General features: G+C 51.7%; 21 protein-coding genes. 13 read left to right on the top strand and 8 right to left on the bottom strand.

Going from position 1 to position 23299, the window contains the following annotated elements; all coding sequences use genetic code 11:
* Positions 1–7: 7 nt before the first annotated feature.
* Positions 8–1438, bottom strand: coding sequence for a signal recognition particle-docking protein FtsY (gene ftsY / locus Q8W24_RS03390; protein WP_305474399.1), 1431 nt, complete (start codon positions 1436–1438; stop codon positions 8–10).
* 170 nt (positions 1439–1608) lie between these two features.
* Here ftsY and rsmD point away from each other — a divergent pair, with 170 nt between their 5' ends.
* On the top strand, positions 1609–2160 hold the full coding sequence (rsmD, locus tag Q8W24_RS03395) for a 16S rRNA (guanine(966)-N(2))-methyltransferase RsmD (RefSeq protein WP_305413664.1): 552 nt from the start codon (positions 1609–1611) through the stop codon (positions 2158–2160).
* Between the two features lie 21 nt (positions 2161–2181).
* On the opposite strand, the gene parC is transcribed toward rsmD, so the two are convergent.
* Together parC and Q8W24_RS03405 are read right to left on the bottom strand one after the other, a co-directional pair.
* Positions 2182–4440 (bottom strand): DNA topoisomerase IV subunit A, encoded by a 2259-nt coding sequence (gene parC / locus Q8W24_RS03400; RefSeq protein WP_303431335.1) that lies wholly within the window; start codon positions 4438–4440, stop codon positions 2182–2184.
* Between the two features lie 55 nt (positions 4441–4495).
* Entirely contained in the window at positions 4496–6328 is a 1833-nt protein-coding gene (locus Q8W24_RS03405; RefSeq protein WP_305474400.1) for a bifunctional diguanylate cyclase/phosphodiesterase, read from the bottom strand.
* Between the two features lie 877 nt (positions 6329–7205).
* On the opposite strand from Q8W24_RS03405, the gene Q8W24_RS03410 reads away from it, so the two are divergent.
* The 12 genes from Q8W24_RS03410 to Q8W24_RS03465 all read left to right on the top strand — a co-directional run bounded on the left by Q8W24_RS03410 (position 7206) and on the right by Q8W24_RS03465 (position 18510).
* Complete coding sequence (locus Q8W24_RS03410; protein ID WP_303431333.1) at positions 7206–7868, top strand: hypothetical protein; 663 nt, start codon at positions 7206–7208, stop codon at positions 7866–7868.
* Positions 7850–8920, top strand: coding sequence for a hypothetical protein (locus Q8W24_RS03415; RefSeq protein WP_305451417.1), 1071 nt, complete (start codon positions 7850–7852; stop codon positions 8918–8920). Before Q8W24_RS03410 ends, Q8W24_RS03415 begins: the two co-directional genes overlap by 19 nt.
* Positions 8890–9408, top strand: coding sequence for a TlpA disulfide reductase family protein (locus tag Q8W24_RS03420; RefSeq protein WP_303431330.1), 519 nt, complete (start codon positions 8890–8892; stop codon positions 9406–9408). The genes Q8W24_RS03415 and Q8W24_RS03420 overlap by 31 nt, the downstream gene beginning before the upstream one ends.
* Positions 9409–9418: 10 nt before the next feature.
* Positions 9419–9925: a hypothetical protein gene (locus tag Q8W24_RS03425; protein ID WP_303431329.1), complete on the top strand. Its 507-nt coding sequence runs from the start codon at positions 9419–9421 to the stop codon at positions 9923–9925.
* Between the two features lie 3 nt (positions 9926–9928).
* Complete coding sequence (locus Q8W24_RS03430; protein WP_305451418.1) at positions 9929–11860, top strand: hypothetical protein; 1932 nt, start codon at positions 9929–9931, stop codon at positions 11858–11860.
* A gap of 112 nt (positions 11861–11972) precedes the next feature.
* Positions 11973–14684, top strand: coding sequence for a tetratricopeptide repeat protein (locus Q8W24_RS03435; RefSeq protein WP_305474401.1), 2712 nt, complete (start codon positions 11973–11975; stop codon positions 14682–14684).
* Positions 14665–15426, top strand: a complete 762-nt coding sequence (locus Q8W24_RS03440; protein ID WP_305474403.1) for a tetratricopeptide repeat protein — start codon at positions 14665–14667, stop codon at positions 15424–15426. Before Q8W24_RS03435 ends, Q8W24_RS03440 begins: the two co-directional genes overlap by 20 nt.
* A complete protein-coding gene (locus Q8W24_RS03445; RefSeq protein ID WP_303431325.1) occupies positions 15426–15722 on the top strand; it encodes a hypothetical protein in 297 nt (98 codons plus the stop codon). The genes Q8W24_RS03440 and Q8W24_RS03445 overlap by 1 nt, the downstream gene beginning before the upstream one ends.
* 167 nt (positions 15723–15889) lie before the next feature.
* Complete coding sequence (locus Q8W24_RS03450; protein ID WP_303431324.1) at positions 15890–16540, top strand: MotA/TolQ/ExbB proton channel family protein; 651 nt, start codon at positions 15890–15892, stop codon at positions 16538–16540.
* A 13-nt stretch (positions 16541–16553) separates the two neighbouring features.
* Positions 16554–17075, top strand: coding sequence for a biopolymer transporter ExbD (locus Q8W24_RS03455; protein WP_303431323.1), 522 nt, complete (start codon positions 16554–16556; stop codon positions 17073–17075).
* Positions 17072–17575 carry a biopolymer transporter ExbD gene (locus Q8W24_RS03460; protein WP_305474404.1) on the top strand — a complete coding sequence of 168 codons (504 nt, stop codon included), beginning with the start codon at positions 17072–17074 and terminating at the stop codon, positions 17573–17575. The genes Q8W24_RS03455 and Q8W24_RS03460 overlap by 4 nt, the downstream gene beginning before the upstream one ends.
* Complete coding sequence (locus tag Q8W24_RS03465; RefSeq protein ID WP_305474405.1) at positions 17572–18510, top strand: TonB family protein; 939 nt, start codon at positions 17572–17574, stop codon at positions 18508–18510. The genes Q8W24_RS03460 and Q8W24_RS03465 overlap by 4 nt, the downstream gene beginning before the upstream one ends.
* 133 nt (positions 18511–18643) lie before the next feature.
* Here the strand turns inward: Q8W24_RS03465 and parE are convergent, their stop codons facing one another.
* The 5 genes from parE to Q8W24_RS03490 form a co-directional block, all read right to left on the bottom strand.
* Positions 18644–20578, bottom strand: a complete 1935-nt coding sequence (parE, locus tag Q8W24_RS03470; RefSeq protein WP_305474407.1) for a DNA topoisomerase IV subunit B — start codon at positions 20576–20578, stop codon at positions 18644–18646.
* 68 nt (positions 20579–20646) lie between these two features.
* On the bottom strand, positions 20647–21255 hold the full coding sequence (locus Q8W24_RS03475; protein WP_305474408.1) for a YqiA/YcfP family alpha/beta fold hydrolase: 609 nt from the start codon (positions 21253–21255) through the stop codon (positions 20647–20649).
* 31 nt (positions 21256–21286) lie between these two features.
* The gene (cpdA, locus tag Q8W24_RS03480) at positions 21287–22093 is read right to left on the bottom strand and encodes a 3',5'-cyclic-AMP phosphodiesterase (protein ID WP_305474409.1); all 807 of its coding nucleotides are present in this window, start codon (positions 22091–22093) and stop codon (positions 21287–21289) included.
* A gap of 45 nt (positions 22094–22138) precedes the next feature.
* A complete protein-coding gene (locus Q8W24_RS03485; RefSeq protein ID WP_305474534.1) occupies positions 22139–22630 on the bottom strand; it encodes a DUF1249 domain-containing protein in 492 nt (163 codons plus the stop codon).
* Positions 22631–22666: 36 nt separating this feature from the next.
* A complete protein-coding gene (locus tag Q8W24_RS03490; protein ID WP_303431316.1) occupies positions 22667–23281 on the bottom strand; it encodes an NUDIX domain-containing protein in 615 nt (204 codons plus the stop codon).
* Positions 23282–23299: the final 18 nt, after the last annotated feature.

Consider the following 23299-nt stretch of genomic DNA (forward strand, 5'->3'; position numbering starts at 1 on the left):
TCATCGCTCAGTCTCCGCTGTTGTCGCGCTGGAACAGAGCATCGATAAATTGACCGGCATGAAACGGACGTAAGTCTTCAATGCCTTCACCGACACCGATAAATCGCACCGGAATACCAAACTGTTTCGCCAGTGCAAAAATCACCCCACCCTTGGCAGTGCCGTCCAGCTTGGTCAGCGTCAGGCCGGTCACGCCGACGGACTGCAGGAATTGCCGGGTCTGATTGATGGCATTCTGGCCAGTACCGGCATCCAGCACCAGCATGACTTCGTGAGGGGCTGCCGGATCAAGTTTTTTCATCACCCGAACCACTTTTTCCAGCTCTTGCATCAGATTGTCCTTGTTGTGCAGACGTCCGGCAGTATCGGCAATCAGCACATCGACCTTACGGCTTTTCGCCGCCTGCAGCGCATCAAATATCACTGAGGCGGAATCGGCTCCGGTATGTTGGGCAATCACCGGTACGTCGTTACGTTCACCCCATACCTGCAGTTGCTCAACCGCCGCGGCCCGGAAGGTATCGCCTGCAGCCAGCATCACGCTCTTGCCTTCACTCTGGAATTGGCGAGCCAGTTTGCCAATCGTGGTGGTTTTACCCACACCATTGATACCCACCATCAGGATGACATAGGGTGCCGCCTGCGCTGTCACCAGCAGTGGTGCTTCCACCGGGGATAGTGCGCTTTTTAATTCATCAATCAGGGCGTCGTACAGCGCGTCGGAATCTTTCAGTTCCTTGCGGCTTACGCGGTCGGTCAGTCGCGACATGATATCTGCGGTGGCCTCTACACCAACATCCGCCATAATCAGCTGGGTTTCCAGCTCTTCCATCAGATCGTCATCAATGGCTTTTTTGCCCAACAGCAAGTTCGCCAGCCCATCGGTCAGACTGCTGCGGGTGCGGCTGAGGCCAGCCTTGATGCGGGCGAAAAAGCCGGGTTTTGAGACTTTTTCTGGTGCTGCTGGTGTGGCTGGGGCGATGGGTTCGGAGTCGGGTTCAGGGGTTATATCCACGACTGGCTCGATGGATGCTTCCACGACCGGCTCAGGTTCAAGAGCATCGTCAACAAGGCCGTCAACCTGGGCGTCAACAGAAGTACGAACAGCAGGCTCCTCAGCCGCTGCCAAACCAGAGTCTGAGGCAAGATCGTTTGTTATCGGCGCTGCTTCTTCATCCAGAGTATCTTCCAGCTCGGGAAAGGCAGACATCCCGGATGGGCTGTTATCCTCGACAGCCCAAATCGGTGGATGGTCAAGGTCATCCGATTCAATCGCATCGGTAGCGTCTACCTGTGGGGCATCGACCACACCGGCATCACTCTCTGGTCCGGCCTCTGCCGGGTCGGTTGTTACATCAGCACTGACTACCGCATCGGTCTCTGCCGGTGATTCGGTGGCTGGCTGGTTTTTCTTTTTGCGCTTAAAAAACTTAAACATGGCGTTCACTGTCAGCGTGGCTGGGAGAATATGCCGGAAACGGCTGAAATAGGCGGCTATGCTACCACTATTCCTGTCTTTTGGATGTCCCGGGTTGCAAGTCCGATGTCGACATTCGGGCTGCGCTTGATACCATCCGCCGATACCCATGGTTATTGATGAGATTCTGCGTGAGTAAGTTACCAACCCAACAACTGAGAATTATTGGTGGCGAATGGCGCTCCCGTCGACTGCGCTTTGTTGCGGTTGATGGTTTGCGTCCAACCATGGACCGGGTTCGTGAAACCATTTTTAACTGGCTACAGTTTGATGTCGAAGGCGCGCGGGTGCTGGATGCCTTTGCTGGCAGTGGTGCACTTGGTATCGAGGCGCTGTCTCGCGGAGCACGGGAGGTGGTATTTCTGGAAAAGCACCCCAAGGTTGCGCTACAGATAAAGGATAATCTCAGCGTGTTAAACGCCCTGAATGCCCAGGTGTGGGCCGGTGATGCCCTGGCCTGGTTGCAACAAAACCCACAGCCTTTTGATCTGGTTTTCCTTGATCCGCCGTTTGGCAAGCAGCTACTGCAACCAGCGATTGATGCGCTGACGTTATTACCTGGCACCCTGGTCTATATCGAGCATGAAGCAGCGCTGCAACCAACCTGGCCCAGCCATTGGCAGGAACGCAAAAGCAAAACCACCAAGGAGTTCTGCTTTCGGTTGTTTATTGTCAGCGACTGATTCGATTACTGACGATTGCTGTCAGTCCTGTGGCGACAGCAGTTCCAGTCGGTCAACGTTCTGGAAGCCGCGCGGCAGCTTGTTGCCTCGCCGTCCCCGCTCACCGAAATAATGCTCCAGGTCGCTGAATTTCATTTTCAGATGACGCTTGCCGGAGTAAACCAGCAAGGTATCGGTTGTTTGCAATGCCTGGACCGATACCATCAGCTCCACACCTTCGGCCGCACTGGCAGCGCTGATATTAATCATCCGGTTGCCTTTGCCCTTGCTCAAGCGAGGCAGGTCGGCAGCCGGGAATACCAGCATACGGCCTTCGTTGGTCACCACGGCAATCCAGACCTCATCGCCGGCAGGCAATACACTTGGTGCCAATACCCGGGCATTGGCGGGCAAGGTGATCAGCGCCTTGCCCGCCTTGTTTTTGCTTTGCATATCCGCGAAGCGGGTAATAAAACCATAACCGGCGTCACTACAGAGCAAGTATTCGCTGCTGTCTTGCCCCATGAGCATATGCTCAAACGTCGCCCCCGGGGGAGGATTCAAATGGCCGGTCAGTGGCTCTCCCTGACCGCGGGCACCAGGTAAGGTGTGAGCAATCAGGCTATAACTGCGGCCGGTATCATCCAGGAACACCACCGGCTCATTACTCTTGCCTGGCGTGGCCTGCAAAAAGGCATCCCCAGCCTTGTAGCTCAGCTTTGCCGCATCCACATCATGGCCTTTGGCCGCTCGTATCCAGCCTTTTTGTGACAACACCACGGTGATCGGATCAGCGCTCAGTAATTCGGTCTCGGTCAATGCCCTGGCTTCGGCCCGTACAACCAGTGGTGAACGGCGATCGTCACCGTATCGCTCGGCATCGGCACTGATTTCTTTCTTGATCAGGGTTTTCAGGCGCCGTTCGGAACCCAGGGTTTTTTCCAGATACTGGCGTTCTTTTTCCAGTTCATCTTGCTCTCCCCGAATGTTCATTTCTTCGAGTTTGGCCAGATGCCGCAGTTTTAATTCCAGAATGGCTTCGGCCTGCTTGTCGGAAATACCAAAACGCGCCATCAGCGCCGGTTTCGGCTGGTCTTCCTCACGGATAATCTCGATCACTTCGTCGATATTTAAAAAAGCGACCAACAAGCCTTCAAGGATGTGTAAACGGGCCAGCACCTTGTCGAGCCGGAACTGGAGACGGCGGCGCACGGTGTCGGTTCGGTAGGTCAGCCATTCGCTCAACATGGTGATCAGGTTTTTTACCTGCGGCCGTCCATCCAGACCAATCACATTCATATTGACGCGGTAGTTACGCTCCAGATCGGTGGTCGCAAACAGGTGAGTCATCAGCGCATCGGCCTCGACCTTGCGGGTGCGCGGTACAATCACCAGCCGGGTCGGGTTTTCATGATCAGACTCATCACGCAAGTCGGCAACCATCGGCAGTTTTTTGGCCTGCATCTGGGCGGCAATCTGTTCCATGATTTTGGAGCCGGATGCCTGGTGTGGCAAAGCGGTAATGACAATATCACCGTCTTCACGGGTGTAGACCGCTCGCATCTTGATACTGCCACGCCCACTGTGATAGAGCTTCTGCAGCTCCTCCCGAGGGGTGATGATTTCCGCTTCGGTCGGAAAATCCGGCCCTTGAACCAGCTGACAGATATCGTCACTGGTGGCCCCCGGATGATCCAGCAAATGAATACAGGCACTGGCAACTTCACGAATATTATGTGGCGGAATATCCGTGGCCATCCCCACAGCAATACCGGTGGTGCCATTCAACAAAACATGGGGCAAACGAGCTGGCAAGGTGGTGGGTTCGTCCAGTGTGCCGTCAAAATTGGGTTGCCAGTTGACGGTCCCCTGTCCCAACTCGGACAACAGCACATCGGCAAAGGCCGATAATTTGGCTTCGGTATAACGCATGGCCGCGAAGGATTTGGGGTCGTCCGGAGCTCCCCAGTTGCCCTGGCCATCCACCAGAGGGTAACGATAGGAAAAGGGCTGAGCCATCAGGACCATCGCTTCATAACAAGCGCTGTCACCATGGGGATGGTATTTGCCGAGCACATCCCCCACGGTCCGGGCGGACTTTTTGTACTTGGCCGTGGCTTTCAGGCCCAGTTCGCTCATGGCATAGATAATACGACGCTGTACCGGTTTGAGTCCGTCTCCTACGTGAGGCAAGGCACGATCTAGGATGACGTACATGGAATAATTCAGGTAAGCGTTCTCGGTGTACTGGCGTAGAGACTGGCGTTCTACGCCATCATCGGTATAGCTGATTTGCGTCATTGGTATCGGATACGGCTGGATTCAAGTGGACTGATTGTGACTGAGGCCCATCAGATCAGCAATCATTCTCCGTGGTCATGCTGTCGTTTTCTGCCGCAGCCGGGGTAACACAAGCGCTGGTGTCGTCACGGTAGCGAGCCAGAAAGTCGTCCCCGGACAATGGCTGACTAAACAAAAAGCCCTGCACCCAGTCGCAACCCAGGCGCTGCAGTATCGCTGCTTGTGGCTGCGATTCAATGCCTTCAGCCACCACATGCAGGCCCAGGCTTTTGGCCATCAGGATAATCGCCCGAACGATTTCATAATCATTGATATCGTCGTTGATATTACGCACAAAGGATTGGTCGATTTTCAGTACCGTCACAGGCATCGATTTCAGTTTGCTCAGTGAAGAATAACCCGTACCAAAATCATCGATCGAAAACTCGACTCCCTGATTACACAACAGGGTGATTTGGCGGCTGACTTCAGTAATGCTGCTCATGATGGCCGTTTCGGTAATTTCCAGCTCCAGCCAGGCGGGGTTGAATGACATGGCATTCATCGATGCCATTAGCCGGTCGGCAAATCCGCTGTTGATCTGAATGGCAGACACATTGATGGCTATCTTTTCCAGCCACAGGCCTTGCTCGCGCCAGTCCAGAAATTGTCGGCAGGCTTGTTCCACCGCCCACTGTCCCATATCGTGAATCTGACCCGTGGTTTCCGCCATCGGGATAAATTCCAGCGGCGAGACACTGCCCAGCCGTGGATGCCGCCACCGCATCAATGCCTCAACCCGTCGTGGCTGTTTGTCCCCAAAACGGAATTGTGGCTGATACATCATCTCCAGCTGACCCAGATCGACAGCCTCACGCAAATCGTGATCCAGCACCGAGCGCTCGTTCAGGGTTTCCAGCATGAATGCTTCATAGAAGCACAATGCCTTGTGTCCTTGGGATTTGGCCTGATGCAAGGCGGCGTCAGCATGGCGAACCAGGATGTCAAACTCATCGCCATCCTGTGGAAAACAGCTGATACCCACATGGCTGGAAAGTGACAGAGTATGGCCATTAAGTTCATAAGGTTCTGCAATCACAGCCAACAACTGCGTCGCCTTGGCGACCAGGTTATCGTGACCGCCAAACTCTGGCAGTACGAGCAGAAATTCATCTCCGCCCATACGGGCACAAAGATCGGAATCTCTCAGATTGCTGCTAAAACGGCGCGCCACGTCCTGCAACAACAAATTACCGATATTGTAACCAAAGGTGTCATTGATCCCTTTCAAGCGGTCGAGATCAAAAAGCAGCAGCGCCAGGCTCCCTCCCTGACGCCGCGCCAGACGTAAGGCATAGTCAGCTTTTTTCGACAACAGCGTATGGTTAGGGAGGCCGGTAAGCGCATCATGATGCGCAACAAATTCCAGATTATTCTGAATCTTGCGCAGCTCGGTCACATCGCGGCTGACACCAAGCACCCCCAGACAGTGCCCTTGCGCATCAAAGAGCGGTGACTTGCTGATTTCCATCAACACTCGCTCTCCTCTGGATGACGTTACCCATTGCTCTCGGCGGTAGCGACAGCCCTGGTCAGACACTTCATCATCAGCGCACTGGCATTCCCAGGCCGGGTCACCATCAAACAGCTCAATATCTGTTTTGCCTAGCAAGTCGGTCCCGATGGCTCCCATTGCCCGCTCGTTGGCATAACGGTATACGCCATCACGGTCTTTAAAAAAAATACCATCGGGCAGGCCATCAAAGATGGCTTGTAATACGCCACTGTGCTGCTGCAAATGCAACCGGTTAGAGTGCATCATCCAGGCTCGACAAATCGTCAAAACCACCACCACCAACACCCAGAAAACCAGCCAGTAACGAACTTCAGTGCCATCCATAAAAGGCATAAGCAGAAGCGCTGTCACCATCGGCAACAGCATCAGCGAATGATAACTTTTCAGCCAGTCGAAATGACCTGCCCTACGAGATGAGGTGAAATGCATCCATTGTCCCGCTAAAGAAGTCTGTAAAACCGATTCCTGTCGGAACCCTGTGAAGGCATCATATCCTGCATAGTGTTAACTTATGTAACTCTATCTCCCCAATTGACCGGTTAGCGAACTGTGATCAGAATGTCAGCAGTCGCCTGTCAGCTGCCTGAAACATCGAAGTAACCAGAAAAATTCCCTTGATCAAATCGGAATCAATTCACAATCTGTAAATTTTTTTTATCCTGACGGTGGTTACAAACGCCGGGGAAAGTGCGGATAACAGGCAACTTTATTGCTTATATTCAACATGCTTGGTCGATTTGCTAACAATCCAAAGGCACAGTATTAGCAAGAAGCCTCGGTCTGAATAGGGCTCAATGATGATTGAGCCATATCTTCCCTGCAGATGACGCAATACCGCCATTCCTGCGCACAAACAGAGTGGTTATACCTGTTCGCCATGTCGGACAATCACTCAGGCCCCTTCTATTTATTATCGAAGTGACATAAAACCGTCCAAATAGACTGTTATTCTCATCGCTTCGTCATAAGCCAGCGATCAGTACCATACCGACGAAGTGCGCAAAAGATGTCGGAATTAACGTGATGTAACATAATTGATACACTGTGTTGACGAGCACTGAGCGGCTAAGCATACTGCCCGCCGTTGTGCCACAGCCACGAATACTGGTAACTCACACAAGGAACTGGTGCCGACATGCAGGCGAATCCGGAAACAAAGCAACGTTCGACAGACTATTTAGTCGGCAGACTGCTCACGCTGATCAAGGCTATGGCACTGAGTGTCGGTCTTGTTTCTGTTGCGACCGCAGCGCCCATTCAGCTGCGCATGGGGCCGGCCGATACTTATCCCGTGACGACGGATGTACCGTCGGATACCGCACTGATTCCCCTGAAGCGCCAGCTCAACTGGCTATACGTACAGGCAGGTGAATATCACGGTTGGATCAGTGTTGAATCACTCGACGCATTGCCAGAAAATATCAAACGACTTGAACCACTGCAGTTTCTTGATCACAGTGACGACAACAACCCGCAGTTTGAAGTGGCCGCAACATCTGAAACCGCTCTGACTCTGGGAGCCAACTTCACTCTGTTTGATCAGGCTGCAGCGGTACGTATAACCCGTTCCACCGACACAAATGACGACTGGTACTCAGTGGAAGCAGGCAAGCGCTTCCCTTTTGCAGAGAACGGCCGCTGGTCATGGGATGGGTATTTGGGAGTTGGCATTGGCAAGAGTTCCGGCGGTTCGACCCGCTGGGATGATGATGGGGACGACACAACTGTGCCGGTACTGTCAGCCACGACCGACATCAACTGGAATATAGCTTACAACGTCAGCATCGGCGGCCGGGTTCAGGTCCAGCAAGCCTTGTCTGGCAATAGTGCAAATCACGGAGCGTTGGCCCTAGTATGGAAAATTCGTTTCTGAAAAGATCCAGTCTTGCACTGGGTTTCCTCCTGGCAGCGTCGTCAATTGCAGCTGCCGAGACTTCTCCATCATCTATTGACGACCCCGCTGTATTGCAAAATCTGCTGAGTTTGGTCGCAGATAAAGCCAAGGCTGATGCTGAGCTGGCGCCGGGAAACCCGGATGCTCTGAATGATCCAAGAGTGCTCGAAAAAATGCTGGGGGTGGTCGCTGAAAAGGCCAAAGCCGATGCCGAGCTGGCTCCAGGAAACCCGGATGCTCTGAACGACCCGAGAGTGCTAGAGAAGATGCTCTCCATGGTTCCTCAAAAAGAGCCGACCGAGGTATCCGCGTTTGATAACCCGGCCATGATGGAAACCATCCTGGCTCAGATGGCACAACTGAGCTCAGAGCAGAGCTATATGGCAGATGAAGTGCCGACTGATCCCAGCTCTGTTCTTAATGGGGCCAATATCATGCAAGGCATCTTGCCTCTCGCCGGTGTTGCCGCAACGCCACGAACGGCAGAGATATTTGAACCTATTCCCCGCACCTTCGATTTTTCTGATGGCATACCTGAGCAGACCATGCTGATCGGCATGTCCCTTGGGCAACAAACCTCCGCCGAATACGGTGACAGCCTGCTGTTTGGTGGCTCTATCCGTTACCACCTGACCGATCGCCTGGATGCATTGGGTAATATCGAGCTTGGATTAACATCATTTGGTAATCCAACAATTGAAGATGACGATGGCAATGTTGACCTGAAAGAGCATTCATCTTTCCGCGCCATCACCGCCGGTCTGGGTTATTCCCTCCTCAAAGGTATTACCAGCCTCGATGGTGAAACATTCCTGCCATGGCAGCTGAATGTGGATGGCCTTATTGGTGAACAGTTCACAGGCAGCAGCCATGGTATGTACCTCGGTGTAGGGACATCGCTTCAGGTCATGATGGGCGACTACTGGATTGGTACCGAAACCCGTTACTACCACGTCGATGATGAAGTACTCAACCAAGAAGGTTCGCACCGAGGTCTGCAATGGAGCATAGCAGTCGGTTTTTACTACTAATCCTGACAGCCCTGATCAGCAGTTTTTCGATAGCTGAAGCAGCTCCGAACAAACTGTCGATTGGCGATACGCTGACCGAGCTTGCGCTCCCTCCTGTAAAAGGTGGCTATGCGTTGAGCCTGGAAGAACAGCGCGGCAAGCCAGTCATGCTGATTTGGGTGGGTGCCTGTAAAGACTGCCAGAAAGCACTGGGACACTACGAACGGCTGGCGCGTCAGTACAGCAAAGACGGACTGGTTACCTGGGTGATCTGGGATGCCAATGACCGTTTTGTAAAAGACGCACCCCGTACACGTCTGCCGTTACTGGCATACGACCAGTCGCTCACCAGGGCATGGCAAATCAACCCTTTGCCTGCCGTTATGCTGGTCAGCCCGGACGGAACACTGGATTACCTGTACGCAGGTAACCTTTTCAGAAATATGGAATTCACTCGTCGCGCCCTGAGTCACTGGTTATCTGTGGACGGCGTGGTACGTCAACGTTGATGAGGTGGTTATGAAGTTTTTAGTTGCAGGGATGCTATGGTTCTTCGGTATATTCCAGGCCGTAGCTGCAACCCCGGAAGACATTCAGCTTGAAATCGATTCAGCCAAACGCTCGGTCGTTGAGTTGAGTAGTGAACTGTCAGCCATCGAAAAACAACTGATCAGCCCGATCAGTACCAAGACATCACTCTACCTGGCACTCAGTAACGGTAAATTCTTTACCCCCATGTCCATTACCATATCAGGGCATGGCATCTCGCCAATTAATTACTTGTATACAGAGAAAGAAGTTCAGGCCCTCAAGTTTGGTGCTGTCCAGCCTCTGACCGATCTTGAACTGGCACCAGGTAACCACCTGTTGAAAGTGGTCGTTCGTGGACGTGACGACAACAACCGTGTCCGCGATCTGGTCTATGAAGGCGTTTTTCGTAAAGGTGGCAACCATCTCAAACTATTGCTTTCTATTACGGACGACACCGCCAAACGCAGCGCAGTTGCTACTCTGAAGGCTTGGTAAGTCATGCAAAAGTCAGGATTACTCGCTCTGGCCGTAGCGGCTACCGCTTGGGTAAGCAGTACGGCCTGCGCACAGCCTACGGCGCCAGACAACGGCCTTATATCCACACTGAGTGCCTCTGTTCCGGCACCCAAGACCCCGCTTGAGATATTGAATCATGAGCTGGGCAAACGCGTGTATTTTTTTCATTATCTGACCAGCACACCGCTGGACGCCATAACCGATGATGATGCAGAACCCACGCTCTCAGATATGGATATCATGTACACCCTTCCAGCAGGCTTGTCAGAGTTGGGAATGGACTCTTATGCCAACGTCTTGCTTAACGACCCGGCTCTTGGCCTCTCTCCAGGAATGGGAAATACCTGGTTCATGCTGGCTCGTAACGCCTCCGACAGAAATGACTGGCTACAAGCCGGTCGGCTGATTGGTCGAGCCATGGCCAACGATGCCTTGCTAAACCCGACGGACACATCGGAAGCGGCATTTATTGCTGCCACCTCACACGCCAACCGCGATCAGATAACACAAGCCGAACAAGCGTTTGATTTGATTGACGAGGAGAGTGAATGGTACCGGTTTGCGGGTTACAACCTGATGCTGGCAAAAATGCGACTGGGCATCTCTTCCAAAGACTTACAGCAATGGGTTGGCGAGTTTCTTGTTGATGAAGCAGAAGACCAGCAACAATCGGCACTGAATGACCGCTTTCGCCTAACAGCTGGCAAGTATGAATTACGCAACAAGCATTACGATGAAGCGATCAGTTACTTGCGGCTGGTCTCCAAAGACGGTCCTTATACCTCTGATGCGCTACTGCAATATGGCTGGGCACTATCAAAACGCTGGCAATACGACCAGGCCTTACAGCCATGGAGGGTCTTGCAAGAGCACTTTCCTTTACTCAACATTCATACACTCGAATCATTAATGGCGACCTCTTACGTTGCCGAGCTGATGAATGGCGGAGTGCCATCGTTGCCGGTTTATGAATACACAGAAAAACGTATGACCGAAGCACTTGAGCAACTTGACCAGCTCAACAATATCGACACACTTTCCCAGTGGGTCAGCCATTGGGAAGAGCGGCAGTCCAGCGCTTCTGACAACATACTTAGCCCCGACCTCCAGGGGGTTGCCTCATCATCAACCAGTCGTCATCTCGAAGGTTTGCTGAGCACCAGTGCATTCTTGCAAGAACAGCAACGTCTGATCGATATTCGCAGCATGCTTGGGTGGGTTCAGCAACAGCAGCAACACCTGTCAATCGCAAGAGCCGACAAGCTCGCCAATCAGGCAATTTACCTGGAAGTGGTTGAATCTGATCATCTGGCCCAAGTAGCAGACAACACCAAACAGCTACAACAACAAATCATACAGATCAATCATCAGATACAAGCGCACCGCAACCAACCGTTGGGGTTTGCAATACAACCTGAGCGGAACAGGCTGGATCAGTTGGAGGCCATTACCAATGAATCCAAAGATGGCACCTCTATGGAACAGGATGTACAAACACAGGCAAGTATCCTGCAGGGCATCACGCTGTGGCAGCTGACCAAAGCCCAGCCTCAGCGGGCTTGGGCACTCCAGAAACAGCAACTTGTTCTGGAACAGCAATATCAGGATCTGAATACTCAACTGACCAATATTAATGAGTTATTGGCACAGGCCGGCGCTTTTCATGCCAGATCAGAAGAGCACCTGGCAACGATCGATGCAGTATCGAACAAGCTCGGCGCACTGGAGCAGACACTAACAGCACTTCACACCAAACAGCAGCAGCAGGTTGTCACCGTTGCTCAGAGCCATATCGGCATGTTGAAAGACCGACTCAAGGATTATCTCGCGACTACCCGTTTGTCGATCGCACGACTTTACGATGGCGAGTTACGTCGCAACACCAACAGCGGAGGCCTGGGTGAATATGACTGACCAGCGCTCACTGATATGGTCCTCTGTCGTCTCCTGTCTGCTTGTAACTGCTGGCTGTGCCCAGGTACAACCACACCAGGCTGGCACCATATCGGATCTCACATATTACGGATTGAAAGCACCATCCAATGAGCCACTGATCGTCACCAATGAAGACGTGGTGGCTCGTTATCGGGCTTATATTGAAGTAGCAGATCAACACCAGTACGAAGTGCTGGCTTCTCGACGCATTGCCGCACTGCGCTTGCATGAACAAGAAGCTGCCTGGGCTGGTGATGATCTCCTTTCCGAGGAAGAGAAAGACGTAGATCCTGAAGAACTCGCTGCTTCTATTCAGGAATTTAAAGCCATCCTGGAAGAGCACCCTGATAGTGAAGGCAATGACGAAATCCTCTACCAGCTGGCCAAAGCCTACAGCATAGCCATGCAGCCGGAAGACACAGCCGAGGCCTTCCAGCAATTGGCGGAACAATACCCGGATTCTATCTATTATCTGGATGCCGAATTCCGCCTCGGTGAATTACGCTATGCCATGAAAGACTATGTCGCAGCGGAACAATCATTTCGACGCCTGATTGAGTACGGCCGTACCGGCAACAAATATTACAGTAACGCCGGCTACATGCTGGGCTGGTCGCTGTTCAAACAGAGCCGTTACGATGACAGCCAGATTGCCTTTGCCCGTTTGCTGGATGAAGACTATCCGGACCAGAATAGTATTGATAACGCCACAGGTGCCAGTCTAGAGATCCTGAAAGACAGCATTTACACCATGGCCGTTACCTTCAGCTATGGCGGAGAGTGGGAAGAAATCGGTGAGTTTTTTGATGAGTATGGCCACCGCCATTACGAATACCTGATTTACAACCGCCTGGCGGATTATTACTACGACCAAAAATATTATCAAAGTGGTGCATCTGCTCTGACCGCGTACATCGAACGCTATCCGGACAGCGAGCAGGCGCCACTGTATTTCCAACGCATGATTGAACAATATACCCTCGCGGGTTATCCGGTACTGCAACGGGAACGTGAAGCGGATTATATCGATCGCTTTGGTATCGACAGTGACTACTGGGCCAATCATGACGATGCCGTACGCGACACCATCCGAGAGCCACTTGCTGTCTACATTATGGATCTGGCCAAATTCAACCATGGCTGGGCGCAACAAACCGAGGGTGATGAAGAAAAAGCCGAACGCTACGCTGCAGCCGCCAAATGGTATGACGTTTATTTACGCAGTGTCCCAGACGCAAAAGATGCACCGGAAGCTCACTTCCTGTTGGCAGAAATCGCCTATGAACTGGGTAATTATCAACAGGCTCGCGACCATTACCAGATCGTAGCCTACGATTACCCGGATCATGAGCTGGCACCGGAAGCTGCTTACGCGACCGTTTTGGCATACAACAAATACCAGCCGGATGATGCTGAGGAAGCGACGGCATGGCGGCAGCAAAGTGCAGAAAACTCCATGCGCTTTGTACGCACATTCCCGGATCACGAAGAACGTGGCAAGGTGCTGGTCAGTACCTCTGAACTGTTTCTTGCTGACAAGAATTACAAAGAAGCACTGATTGTATCCCGTACGGCCTGGGATATTCAGGACAGCCTTGCGGACAACTATCGTTATGGTGCAGCACTGGTTCGCGGTCACGCCGCCTTTGAACTGGGCTATTACGAAGAAGCAGAAGAATCGCTTCAGGAAGCGTTGAAATATAGCGATATCGACCCTGATGTCCGCAATGATATTCGTGAAAAAGTCGCCGCCTCGATCTATAAGCAGGGTGAAAAAGCCCGTGAAGAAGGTAACTATGAACTGGCGGCTTCCAGCTGGAACCGTATCAGTGACGTCACGCCAGGCAGCGAAAACTCCATTATTGCAGAATACGATGCCATCACCTTGCTGTTTGAAGTGGAAGATTATGCGGGCGCAGAAGAAGCGCTCAACACATTCCAGAACAAGTATCCGGATCACAAACTCAGCCAGGATATTCCCAAAAAGCTGATTTTCACCTATGAGAAACAGGAGAAATGGTCAGCCGCAGCCAATGCTTTGGCGGATGTGTGGCGCACCAGCGAAGATGAGGAAGAACAGCGTATTGCAGCCTTCCAGGCCGGTGAATATTATGAGAAAGCTGGAGATATTGGCAGCGCCATTGTGATGTTCAAGCGCTATGCCAACAACTATTCCGAGCCTTTTGATCCGGCCATTGAGTCTCGCTACAAACTGGAACAACTGTACGGCATGGAAAGCAGCGAAAAAGACGAAGAAAAACGCCGCTACTGGCTCGACAAGATTATCAGTCTGAATGCTGAAGCGGGTAACAAGCAAACAGAGCGGTCAAAATACCTGGCTGCAGGGGCTTCCTACGAGCTGGCTGAATTCGCACGGGAAAAATACGTGAATCTGCCACTGACCCTGCCGCTGAACGAGAGTATTCCGGCCAAAAACAAGGCCATGCAAGAAGCCCAAGCCCTGTATACCCAGGCCGTGGCAATGGGAGTGCTTGAGTTCACGACCTCTTCGACCTACCGGATCGGTCAGCTGTACACTCAGCTGAGCAAGGCATTGTTGGAGTCTGAGCGACCCAAAGGCCTGGATGAACTGGAGCTGGAAGAGTACCAGTTCTTGCTGGAAGACCAGTCTTACCCCTTCGAGCAGGCTGCGATGGACGTTCATCTCAAGAACATCAACCGTACCTATGATGGTATTTATGATGAGTGGGTTAAAAAGAGCTTCGATGTCATGGCTGACCTGGCACCGACCCAATACCGCAAGAAAGAAAAGGAATTGAGCTATGTTAGTGAGATTCGCTAGTTTTCTCTTGGTGATGACGCTGGCAGGTTGTAGCTCGCTGATGAAGAGTGGCGACGAGGCCACCGAACCAGAACAGGAAACAACAGCAGAAGAAGAGACCGATGCCTCTGGGCAAGAAGACTCTGCAAACGCAGGCCTTGATGCTGAAACCCTTGGTTTCTTCAAGCATGGTTTGTTGCTGCTCAAATCCCAGCGCTATGATCAGGCCCTGAAACACTGGACCATTATGTCGGAACGGACCCCGGACTACCCTGGCGTCTGGGTTAATCTTGGGCTGTCACAATATCAGACCGAGGATTTTGAAGGAGCCAAAGCCAGCATCGAGCAGGCTTTGACTCTGGATAGTGAATTCTGTGCGGCATTTCAGGCCATGGGGCCAGTTGCACGGGAACTAGGTGATTTTACCTTGGCCGAGGAAAGCTACTCCAAAGCCATTCAGTGTTCTGCACCCAATCCCGACTTGCATTACAATCTCGGGATTTTGTATGACCTGTATATGAGGCAGTATGGCAAGGCGCTGCTGCAATACCGGACAGCACAGCAGTTGAATACAGAGGAAGATCCACTGTTAAATATATGGATACAGGATCTTGCCAGACGGGTTCCCAGCACTCCAGCACCTGATACAGATGCGGCAGCCACTGCAACAGAAGACTCGAACCCGCAAGCTGATGAAACATCCGATCAACCAGAAGAGCCGCAACCAACAGAGGCTGCTGTGGATTCGGAAGGAGACTCCTGATGAAAATATGGTTATTCACTTTACTGGCTCTGATTACCCCGACAAGTGTTTTCGCAGCCGACGTCATTCAATTGGAAGGTATATCCATTCTTGGTAATTCTGAAGACGCTGGCATGATGACGATTACTTCGTGGAGAGATACACCCGACGTGGAAATACCGTTCGAACCGCTCACTGGCTATGAAGAAGAACGCTTCGAGCCGTTACAACCGAAGCAGTTTCATCTTGAAGTGGAATATGCCAGGCGTTTCAGAGACGGTTTTGGTGATCAGGCAACGGAAAGGAAAGCGAACTAACTAACTAACACAAGGATCGCGAAGGCTGGAAAAAAATAAGTCATATCGACTGTTTTTATTGGCCGGTTGTCGATTAAATGCAATTTTCTTGCTGTTAAATACCGATAACAGCTTGGAAGATAACAGTAAAATACTATCTACCACGTAATAAATCTGGGGGAAATTCTATGGATTCCATCGTACGTTTTTTTCAAGAAGGCGGCGTATTTATGTACCCGATTGGCTTCATCATGGCAGTAGGTGTTGCCATTGCACTGGAGCGTTTGATCTATTTGACAAGAGAAAAATCAAGTAATCGCAAGACGTTTGATGAAATCCTGCCAATGCTTGAAAGCCGTGATATGCGTGCGGCTCTGAACTATGCCAATGAGTCCAGCACCAAACTGGGCGATATATTCTCTGCTGCCATTGCCCGTATTCCTGGCAGCCAACGTCGTGAAGAAATCGAATATGCTCTTGAAGAAGGCTTGATGGAAGCTGTTCCACAGCTTGAAAAACGTACTCAATATGTTGCCACCATGGCAAACATTGCCACCCTGATGGGACTGCTGGGTACCATTATGGGTCTGATCGCGGCCTTTACCGCGGTTGCCAACGCAGCTCCGGCAGAAAAAGCCACGCTGCTGTCACAAAGTATCTCGGTTGCGATGAACACCACCGCATTTGGTTTGATGGCTGCTATTCCGCTGCTGTTGCTGCATACCTACCTGCAAACCAAAACCAATGAAATTGTCGACAGCATTGAAATGGCCGGAGTGAAGTTCCTGAACATCATTACCGAGCGCAAGCAAGGTCAATCCACTACCGGCAACAAGTGAGATGTAATTTCCAATGAGACGCCAACGCAATCAAGAACAGGCGGAGCTCAACGTTACATCTTTTATGAACCTGATGATCGTATTGGTACCAGTACTGCTGATGAACATGGTGTTCTCACAACTGGCCGTAATCGATCTCAAGTTGCCGGCGGGCGATCAGCCTACTGTTGTAGACCCAAAAGATGTGACGCTAGAGGTCATCATCCGCTCAGACAGCATACAAGTTTCTCATAGCTATCTGTTGCAGACGGTGGTGCACGCGACATTCCCGAAGGAAGAAGGCGCAAGCTATGACCTGGAAGGACTGTCAACCATCCTGCAAGAGATCAAAAAAGATCCTGTATTTGCTCAAAAAACCGACATCAGCCTGCTTCCTGAAGCAGGAATTGATTATCAGACTCTGGTATCAGTGATGGATGCGGTTCGTATATACCCTGCCGTTGTTGTAACGTCAGTGGTTGATGCAGCCCTGTTCCCTGATATTTCTCTGGGTGCAGCACCTGACCTGGCGACCACAACGGAGGTGACACAATGAAGAAGACGTCCCGCCGCGCCAAGCGCATGGATCGCAACCATAAGCGCAAGAGAGGGGAAGCAACTCTTAATCTGACGTCGCTGATGGATATTTTCACCATTCTGGTATTTTTCCTTATGGTGAACCAGAACGACGTGAAAGTTGAAGATAGTGAACAGATTGAGCTGCCGAACTCCATTGCTGAAAACATGCCAGACGAAAATCTGGTCGTGATGGTGAACAAGCAAGAGATTCTGGTTCAGGGTCGGTCTATTGTTACCATACCTCAGGTTGAAGCGTCTGAAGGTGAAACCATTGATGCACTCCTTACCGAGCTGCAGTATATGGCCGAACGTTCACCTCTCTCACCAGAACTGCTGGAGTTGGGTCGGTATATCACCGTCGTGGGTGACAAAGACACGCCATACGCTTTGCTGAAGAAAGTAATGAACACATGTTCAAAAGCAACATTCAGTAATATTTCTCTGGCCGTCAATAAAGTCGATGGGGGTGCCCCATGAGTGAAGCCCTCATTAATCGACACGAGCCGGTCTTACCCTGGGTAGATACTGGCGGTAAGCGTTACATCTCGATTCTGGTGATAGCCCTGCTGTTCACAACAGTAGTGGGTATTCTGATCCCGATGATGGATGTACCGGAACCGGACCGGAGTGAGTTGGAAAAGATCCCACCTGCACTGGCAAAATTGCTGGAACAGAAAAAACCAACGCCACCACCACCACCGCCGCCACCGCCGGAAGAGAAAGTAGAAGAACCAAAACCGGAGGTGCCTAAACCTGAAGTTGCCGACGTACCGAAGCCTAGGCCCAAGCCTGTACCCAAGGTAGAAGCCAAGCCAGAAGAACGTAAAAAAGCTCAGGAGAAGGTAAAAGAAGCACTGGGTAGTGATGCTCTGAACTCGTTGGCTGCTTTGGCAGCTGCCATTCCGAACGTCAAGCTGGATACCAGCAGTGCGGCTTTGAGCAACGTTGGTAGCACCGCAGTCAGTGCTGGTAGTGTTGTTGATCCGAATGCTGTCATTGCCTTAAGCGGTATTGATGAGTCAACCCTGACAGCAGCTACCAGTGGCGAGCAGCTTGGTGAACGTACGACAACGGCTGTTGCAGTTTCCAGCGAAGAAATTCGCAAGACAGAGGAAGCCGGCAGCAATCGGACTCAGGAAGAAATGCGTTTGGTGTTTGAAACCAGCAAACAAAGCTTCTTCAATGCCTATCGCCGAGCTCAGCAGAAAGACCCTACGCTGGCAGGTACCGTGGTATTGGCTCTGAAAATTACCCCTTCGGGTACAGTTCAGTCGTGTGAAATTGGTCGCAGCGAGCTGAACGATGAAGCTCTGCATAAACGTCTGCTGTCACAATGCCGTCGTATGCGATTCAAGGATCGTCCGGAAGTCGAGGTGACCAGTGTTGAGTTCCCCATCAACTTTGTCCCGTAATAACCGGATACTGTACGTTGCATAAGAATAAGGGCTGCATTTGCAGCCCTTATTTGTTTTTGTTGTTTGCCGTATTCAACCCGACCTATCCATACCCGGACTGCCATTTTCCTCTATGACAGCCTCAGAATTGTTATGCCAGCTCAGCCTCGTTACCACGGCGTTCAAGCCAGGCCTTGCGATCACCGGCTCGTTTTTTGGCTAGCAGCATATCCATCAATTCCAGTGTCTCGGAGGTTTGCTGTACTTCTTCTTCTGGATCATCTTCTTCCAGCACCAATTGCACCAATCGACGGGTATCCGGATCCATGGTCGTTTCTCGCAGCTGCATCGGATTCATTTCACCCAAGCCCTTGAATCGTTGCACGTTGATCTTGCCACGTTTTTTCTCTGCGCCGATACGCTCGAGAATGCCACTGCGCTCGGCTTCATCCAGCGCATAATAGACATCCTTGCCAATGTCGATCCGATACAGAGGAGGCATTGCCACATACACATGACCTTCGGATACCAGTGCCGGGAAATGGCGTAAAAATAGCGCACACAACAAGGTCGCAATATGCAAACCATCCGAGTCAGCATCAGCCAGAATGCAGACCTTGCCATATCGCAAACCGGAAAGATCATTCGAGCCAGGGTCAATACCCAAAGCAATGGCAATATGATGGACTTCCTGTGAGGCCAGAATCTGATCCGAATCGACCTCCCAGGTATTAAGAATTTTGCCGCGTAGCGGCATGATCGCCTGAAATTCCCGGTCCCGGGCCTGCTTGGCAGAACCACCGGCGGAGTCACCCTCGACCAGAAACAACTCCGTCCGCTCCCCATCCTGTCCGGTACAGTCCGCCAGCTTGCCAGGAAGTGCAGGGCCTTGGGTAATCTTTTTGCGAGCTACTTTTTTCGATTTGCGTAATCGGCTTTGAGCGCTACTGATCGCCAGCTCTGCCAACTGCTCCGCAGCAGGAATGTGGTCATTCAGCCATAAGGCAAACGCATCTTTCACCACACCAGAAATAAAGGCCGAGGCTTCCCGTGAAGACAGTCGCTCCTTGGTCTGTCCAGCAAACTGGGGATCGGTCAACTTGGCAGAGACAACATAGGAGCAGCGTTCCCACAAATCATCCGGCGTCAGTTTGATGCCTCTTGGCAGCAGATTGCGGTACTCACAAAACTCCCGCAAGGCATCCAACAATCCCGAACGGAAGCCGTTGACGTGTGTGCCGCCCTGAGCTGTAGGAATCAGATTGACGTAGCTCTCTTGCAATAACTCACCTCCCTCCGGCAACCAGTGTACCGCCCAATCAACTCCTTCGCTGGGGCCTGACGTAACACCGGTAAAAGGGGTTGTGGGTAACACCTCATAACCACTGGCGGCACTTACCAGATAATCCTTGAGGCCATCTTCGTAATACCATTCCGCATTATCAGCACTGTCAGGAGCCACAAAGACAATACGCAAGCCCGGGCATAACACCGCTTTCGCCCGTAATACATGCTTCAGCCGTACAATAGAAAAGCGAGGGCTATCAAAATACGATTCATCCGGCATAAAGCGCACGCTGGTACCGGTTTTTTTCTTGCCGCAACGGTCAACCACCTGCAAGTCGGTTACCTTATAACCATCCTTGAAGCCGATGCGGTGCACCTGGCCATCTCGCCAGATTGTCACCTCCAATGCCTTGGACAAGGCATTGACAACCGAAACCCCAACACCGTGCAACCCACCAGAAAACTGGTAACTGTCGTTAGAGAACTTCCCTCCGGCATGCAGCTGGCCAAGGATTAACTCAACACCAGAAACGCCATGTTCCGGATGGATATCTGTTGGCATACCACGGCCGTCATCCTGTACTGTCATGGAGCCATCAGCATGCAATGTGACATCAATACGCGAGGCATGGCCAGCCAGAGCCTCATCCACCGAATTATCAATCACTTCCTGAGCCAGATGATTAGGACGCGTGGTATCCGTATACATGCCCGGACGTTTGCGCACCGGATCCAGTCCACTCAGAACTTCAATGGATGCGGCGGTGTATTGACCAGATGTTTTGCGGGTGTCAGACATGTTGACCTCTGTTAACGGTACGGCAGGCACGGAGTATACCCAGCCATCGGGTATCATTCACCCGCCGCTCAACGCAACCGGAAACGGTGGCTGACAAATGCCATAATGCGCGGCAAGAACTGTTGATAACTATCAAATCCATGAGAACCACCGGCCTGGTTCCATCCCGGACAAGCCCGATACAAATCAGCCGCGTAGCGATAATCCAGCGTCTCATCGGCCGTTTGCAACAGCAGCAACATATCCTCAGGATAGGCAATCTCAGTTACTTCCAATGCAACCAGCTGCTGGAGATATGACTCTGTCACTTCAAACGTCTCACCACTATGGTAGTGCTGATGAGGGCCAAGATAATGTCGGAACAACTGATGAGGCCTAACCGCAGGGTTAACCAGAATGGCAGGAATTTGATAGTTCTGTGCCAACCAGGTCGCATAGAATCCACCCAGAGAACTGCCAATAACAAACACATGTTCATGGCGCTGCTGCAGTTGCTGCAGTTGATCGGCGGCCTGTGCGATGGCTTCTGCCGGGGTAAAGTGCAATTCAGGTAATCGTAATGATGCTTCCAGGCCTTGCTGCCGAAAATAGGCCAGAGTTTCTTGCGCTTTCAGCGCCTGTGGTGAACTAAGAAAACCATGTAAGTACAAGCATCCAATGCTATCGGGGGTAATCACGGTCGAGAACGTTCCTGAACAAGAAGGGGCGTCAGTATCCCTTAACCGAATAATCGACTTCAAACTCTATATGCTCAACCCGCTTGATATCGCTCTCGATACGGCCATCAGGCAACAGATCCAGCCAGCGAAACCCCGGGCTCAATCGATCGATGGTAAATTCATCCGTCCTGGGGGCAAACTGGACACACGTCGAGGGTGTCGATAACAAGCGTAAATCACCCTCTATCTGATCACTTTCCTGATGCACATGCCCCCAGAGCAATCCCCGTACATTGGAGAAACGCGAGACAATCGCCATCAGATCCCCTGCGTTACGCAGACCGATACTGTCAATCCAGCGACAATCCATAAACACAGGGTGATGGTGAAAGCACACCAGCGTATGCAAATCAGGGGATTGCGTCAGGATCGCTTCCAACCGGGCCAACTCGCTGTCAGCCAGCTCACCGTACACCTGCCCGGATACGCTGCTGTCGAGCATAATCACTTGCCAGTGCGGTGTGCGCAGTATGCGATCTTGCAGTGTTGTACCAGCTGTGACAGTCGCCATTGCCGTGAGGTCGTCATGATTGCCGGGAATCCAGAAACTGGGTATTGCCAAAGGCGCGAGTTCAGCCTGTAAGCAGCGATAGGATTCAATGCTGCCATCCTGGGAAATATCCCCTGTGACTAGCATGGCATCAGCGTTCAGGTGTCCAGCACGAATAATGTCCAGAACACAGCGCAAGCTGTCCAGCGTATTCATGCCCAACAAGTGGCCGCTTCTCAGAGCACACAAATGGGTATCTGTAATCTGGATCAACCGGAAAGTTGATGCTCTATCAAAAAAGACCAAACGCCACTCCCATCAAATAACAGGCGATCCAACAACCGAGATTCCCTACACGCCGTCAGCTGGAGAATGACTTCCAGAACTCAAAGCCACTGACTGGTCAATATGTCCGAATTTCATACAATGTTCCAGCCAGTCAGCCAGAAAGCGGTTTAACTGCGTTTTTTCATCAGGCAGCCGCATCTGGTCATTCGGATAATCATATCGCCCTTCACCAACCCGCTCGTTCTGATAACCAATCACTTCCGCCATGCACACATCATGATACATACGAACCGTCATGACTGGCGGAGCAACCCAGCGCTTGGCCTCATCCATCTGAGACACTTTCAACATCGTGGTATAGCGGTGATTTTCCTCGATTTTAACGGATATTCTGCTGGCAGGCTGCGAGCCATTACTCATGCTGTACGCATGTTCCACTCCTACAGTGTGATCTGTCACTAGTTTTTGCAGCCGGGCATAGTTCGCTTGCCCCAAAGAAGACAAGACCGTGAGGTCAGGAATATAACGCTGTCGTATACGGTTGTTCATAATCACAATCAAGGTGATACAGTCGATAAAGCCAATACCCGGTTAGTACTGACTTAGCTCACTGTGATGAATTTTCATCCATTGCAGCGCGATAATAGTGGCCGCGTTGTCAATTTCTCCAGCTTCGAACGCCTGCCAGGCGTCCTCAAAACTCATGGGCCGCAGCCGGATATCTTCATGTTCTTCTGGCAGTCCATGAATCCCTTCAACACCCCGACTGTCCAGTAATCCGCAAAAGAGATGCACCCGCTCACTGGTACCACCAGGAGAAGACCAGTAGCTGCAGATAGGCAACAATCGCTCAAACCGACAGCCGGCCTCTTCCATCGTCTCACGGGCAGCGACATCTTCCACCGACTCACCGGCTTCTACCATGCCCGCCACCAACTCGGTCAGCCAGGGCGTATTATCCGCACCGATAGCCCCTACGCGAAACTGCTCCGTGAAAACCAACACATCCCGTTGCGGGTCATATAACAGCACGCACACCACTTCGCCGCGTTCAAACAACTCCCGACTAAAGGTGTCGGTCCAGCCACCGGCGAATGTTTTGTGCCGCAACCACAACCGCTCAATACGGAAAAAGCCCTGATACGCCACTTCTTTATGCGTTAATTCCCAGTCCTTATGGCCAGGAGTCGATTTGTTATTATCCATGCTTGACCTGACTATATT

This window comes from Oceanobacter sp. 4_MG-2023 (assembly GCF_030689165.1).
In the GTDB taxonomy this organism is placed as follows: domain Bacteria; phylum Pseudomonadota; class Gammaproteobacteria; order Pseudomonadales; family Oceanobacteraceae; genus Oceanobacter.

Excerpts from the sequence above, each read along its gene's own strand:
- ftsY (WP_305474399.1), bottom strand. The coding sequence starts at position 1,438 with ATGTTTAAGTTTTTTAAGCGCAAAAAGAAAAACCAGCCAGCCACCGAA.
- parC (WP_303431335.1), bottom strand. The coding sequence starts at position 4,440 with ATGACGCAAATCAGCTATACCGATGATGGCGTAGAACGCCAGTCTCTA.
- Q8W24_RS03405 (WP_305474400.1), bottom strand. The coding sequence starts at position 6,328 with ATGCCTTTTATGGATGGCACTGAAGTTCGTTACTGGCTGGTTTTCTGG.
- Q8W24_RS03410 (WP_303431333.1), top strand. The coding sequence starts at position 7,206 with ATGGCACTGAGTGTCGGTCTTGTTTCTGTTGCGACCGCAGCGCCCATT.
- Q8W24_RS03415 (WP_305451417.1), top strand. The coding sequence starts at position 7,850 with ATGGAAAATTCGTTTCTGAAAAGATCCAGTCTTGCACTGGGTTTCCTC.
- Q8W24_RS03420 (WP_303431330.1), top strand. The coding sequence starts at position 8,890 with ATGGAGCATAGCAGTCGGTTTTTACTACTAATCCTGACAGCCCTGATC.
- Q8W24_RS03425 (WP_303431329.1), top strand. The coding sequence starts at position 9,419 with ATGAAGTTTTTAGTTGCAGGGATGCTATGGTTCTTCGGTATATTCCAG.
- Q8W24_RS03430 (WP_305451418.1), top strand. The coding sequence starts at position 9,929 with ATGCAAAAGTCAGGATTACTCGCTCTGGCCGTAGCGGCTACCGCTTGG.
- Q8W24_RS03440 (WP_305474403.1), top strand. The coding sequence starts at position 14,665 with ATGTTAGTGAGATTCGCTAGTTTTCTCTTGGTGATGACGCTGGCAGGT.
- Q8W24_RS03445 (WP_303431325.1), top strand. The coding sequence starts at position 15,426 with ATGAAAATATGGTTATTCACTTTACTGGCTCTGATTACCCCGACAAGT.
- Q8W24_RS03450 (WP_303431324.1), top strand. The coding sequence starts at position 15,890 with ATGGATTCCATCGTACGTTTTTTTCAAGAAGGCGGCGTATTTATGTAC.
- Q8W24_RS03455 (WP_303431323.1), top strand. The coding sequence starts at position 16,554 with ATGAGACGCCAACGCAATCAAGAACAGGCGGAGCTCAACGTTACATCT.
- Q8W24_RS03460 (WP_305474404.1), top strand. The coding sequence starts at position 17,072 with ATGAAGAAGACGTCCCGCCGCGCCAAGCGCATGGATCGCAACCATAAG.
- Q8W24_RS03465 (WP_305474405.1), top strand. The coding sequence starts at position 17,572 with ATGAGTGAAGCCCTCATTAATCGACACGAGCCGGTCTTACCCTGGGTA.
- parE (WP_305474407.1), bottom strand. The coding sequence starts at position 20,578 with ATGTCTGACACCCGCAAAACATCTGGTCAATACACCGCCGCATCCATT.
- Q8W24_RS03490 (WP_303431316.1), bottom strand. The coding sequence starts at position 23,281 with ATGGATAATAACAAATCGACTCCTGGCCATAAGGACTGGGAATTAACG.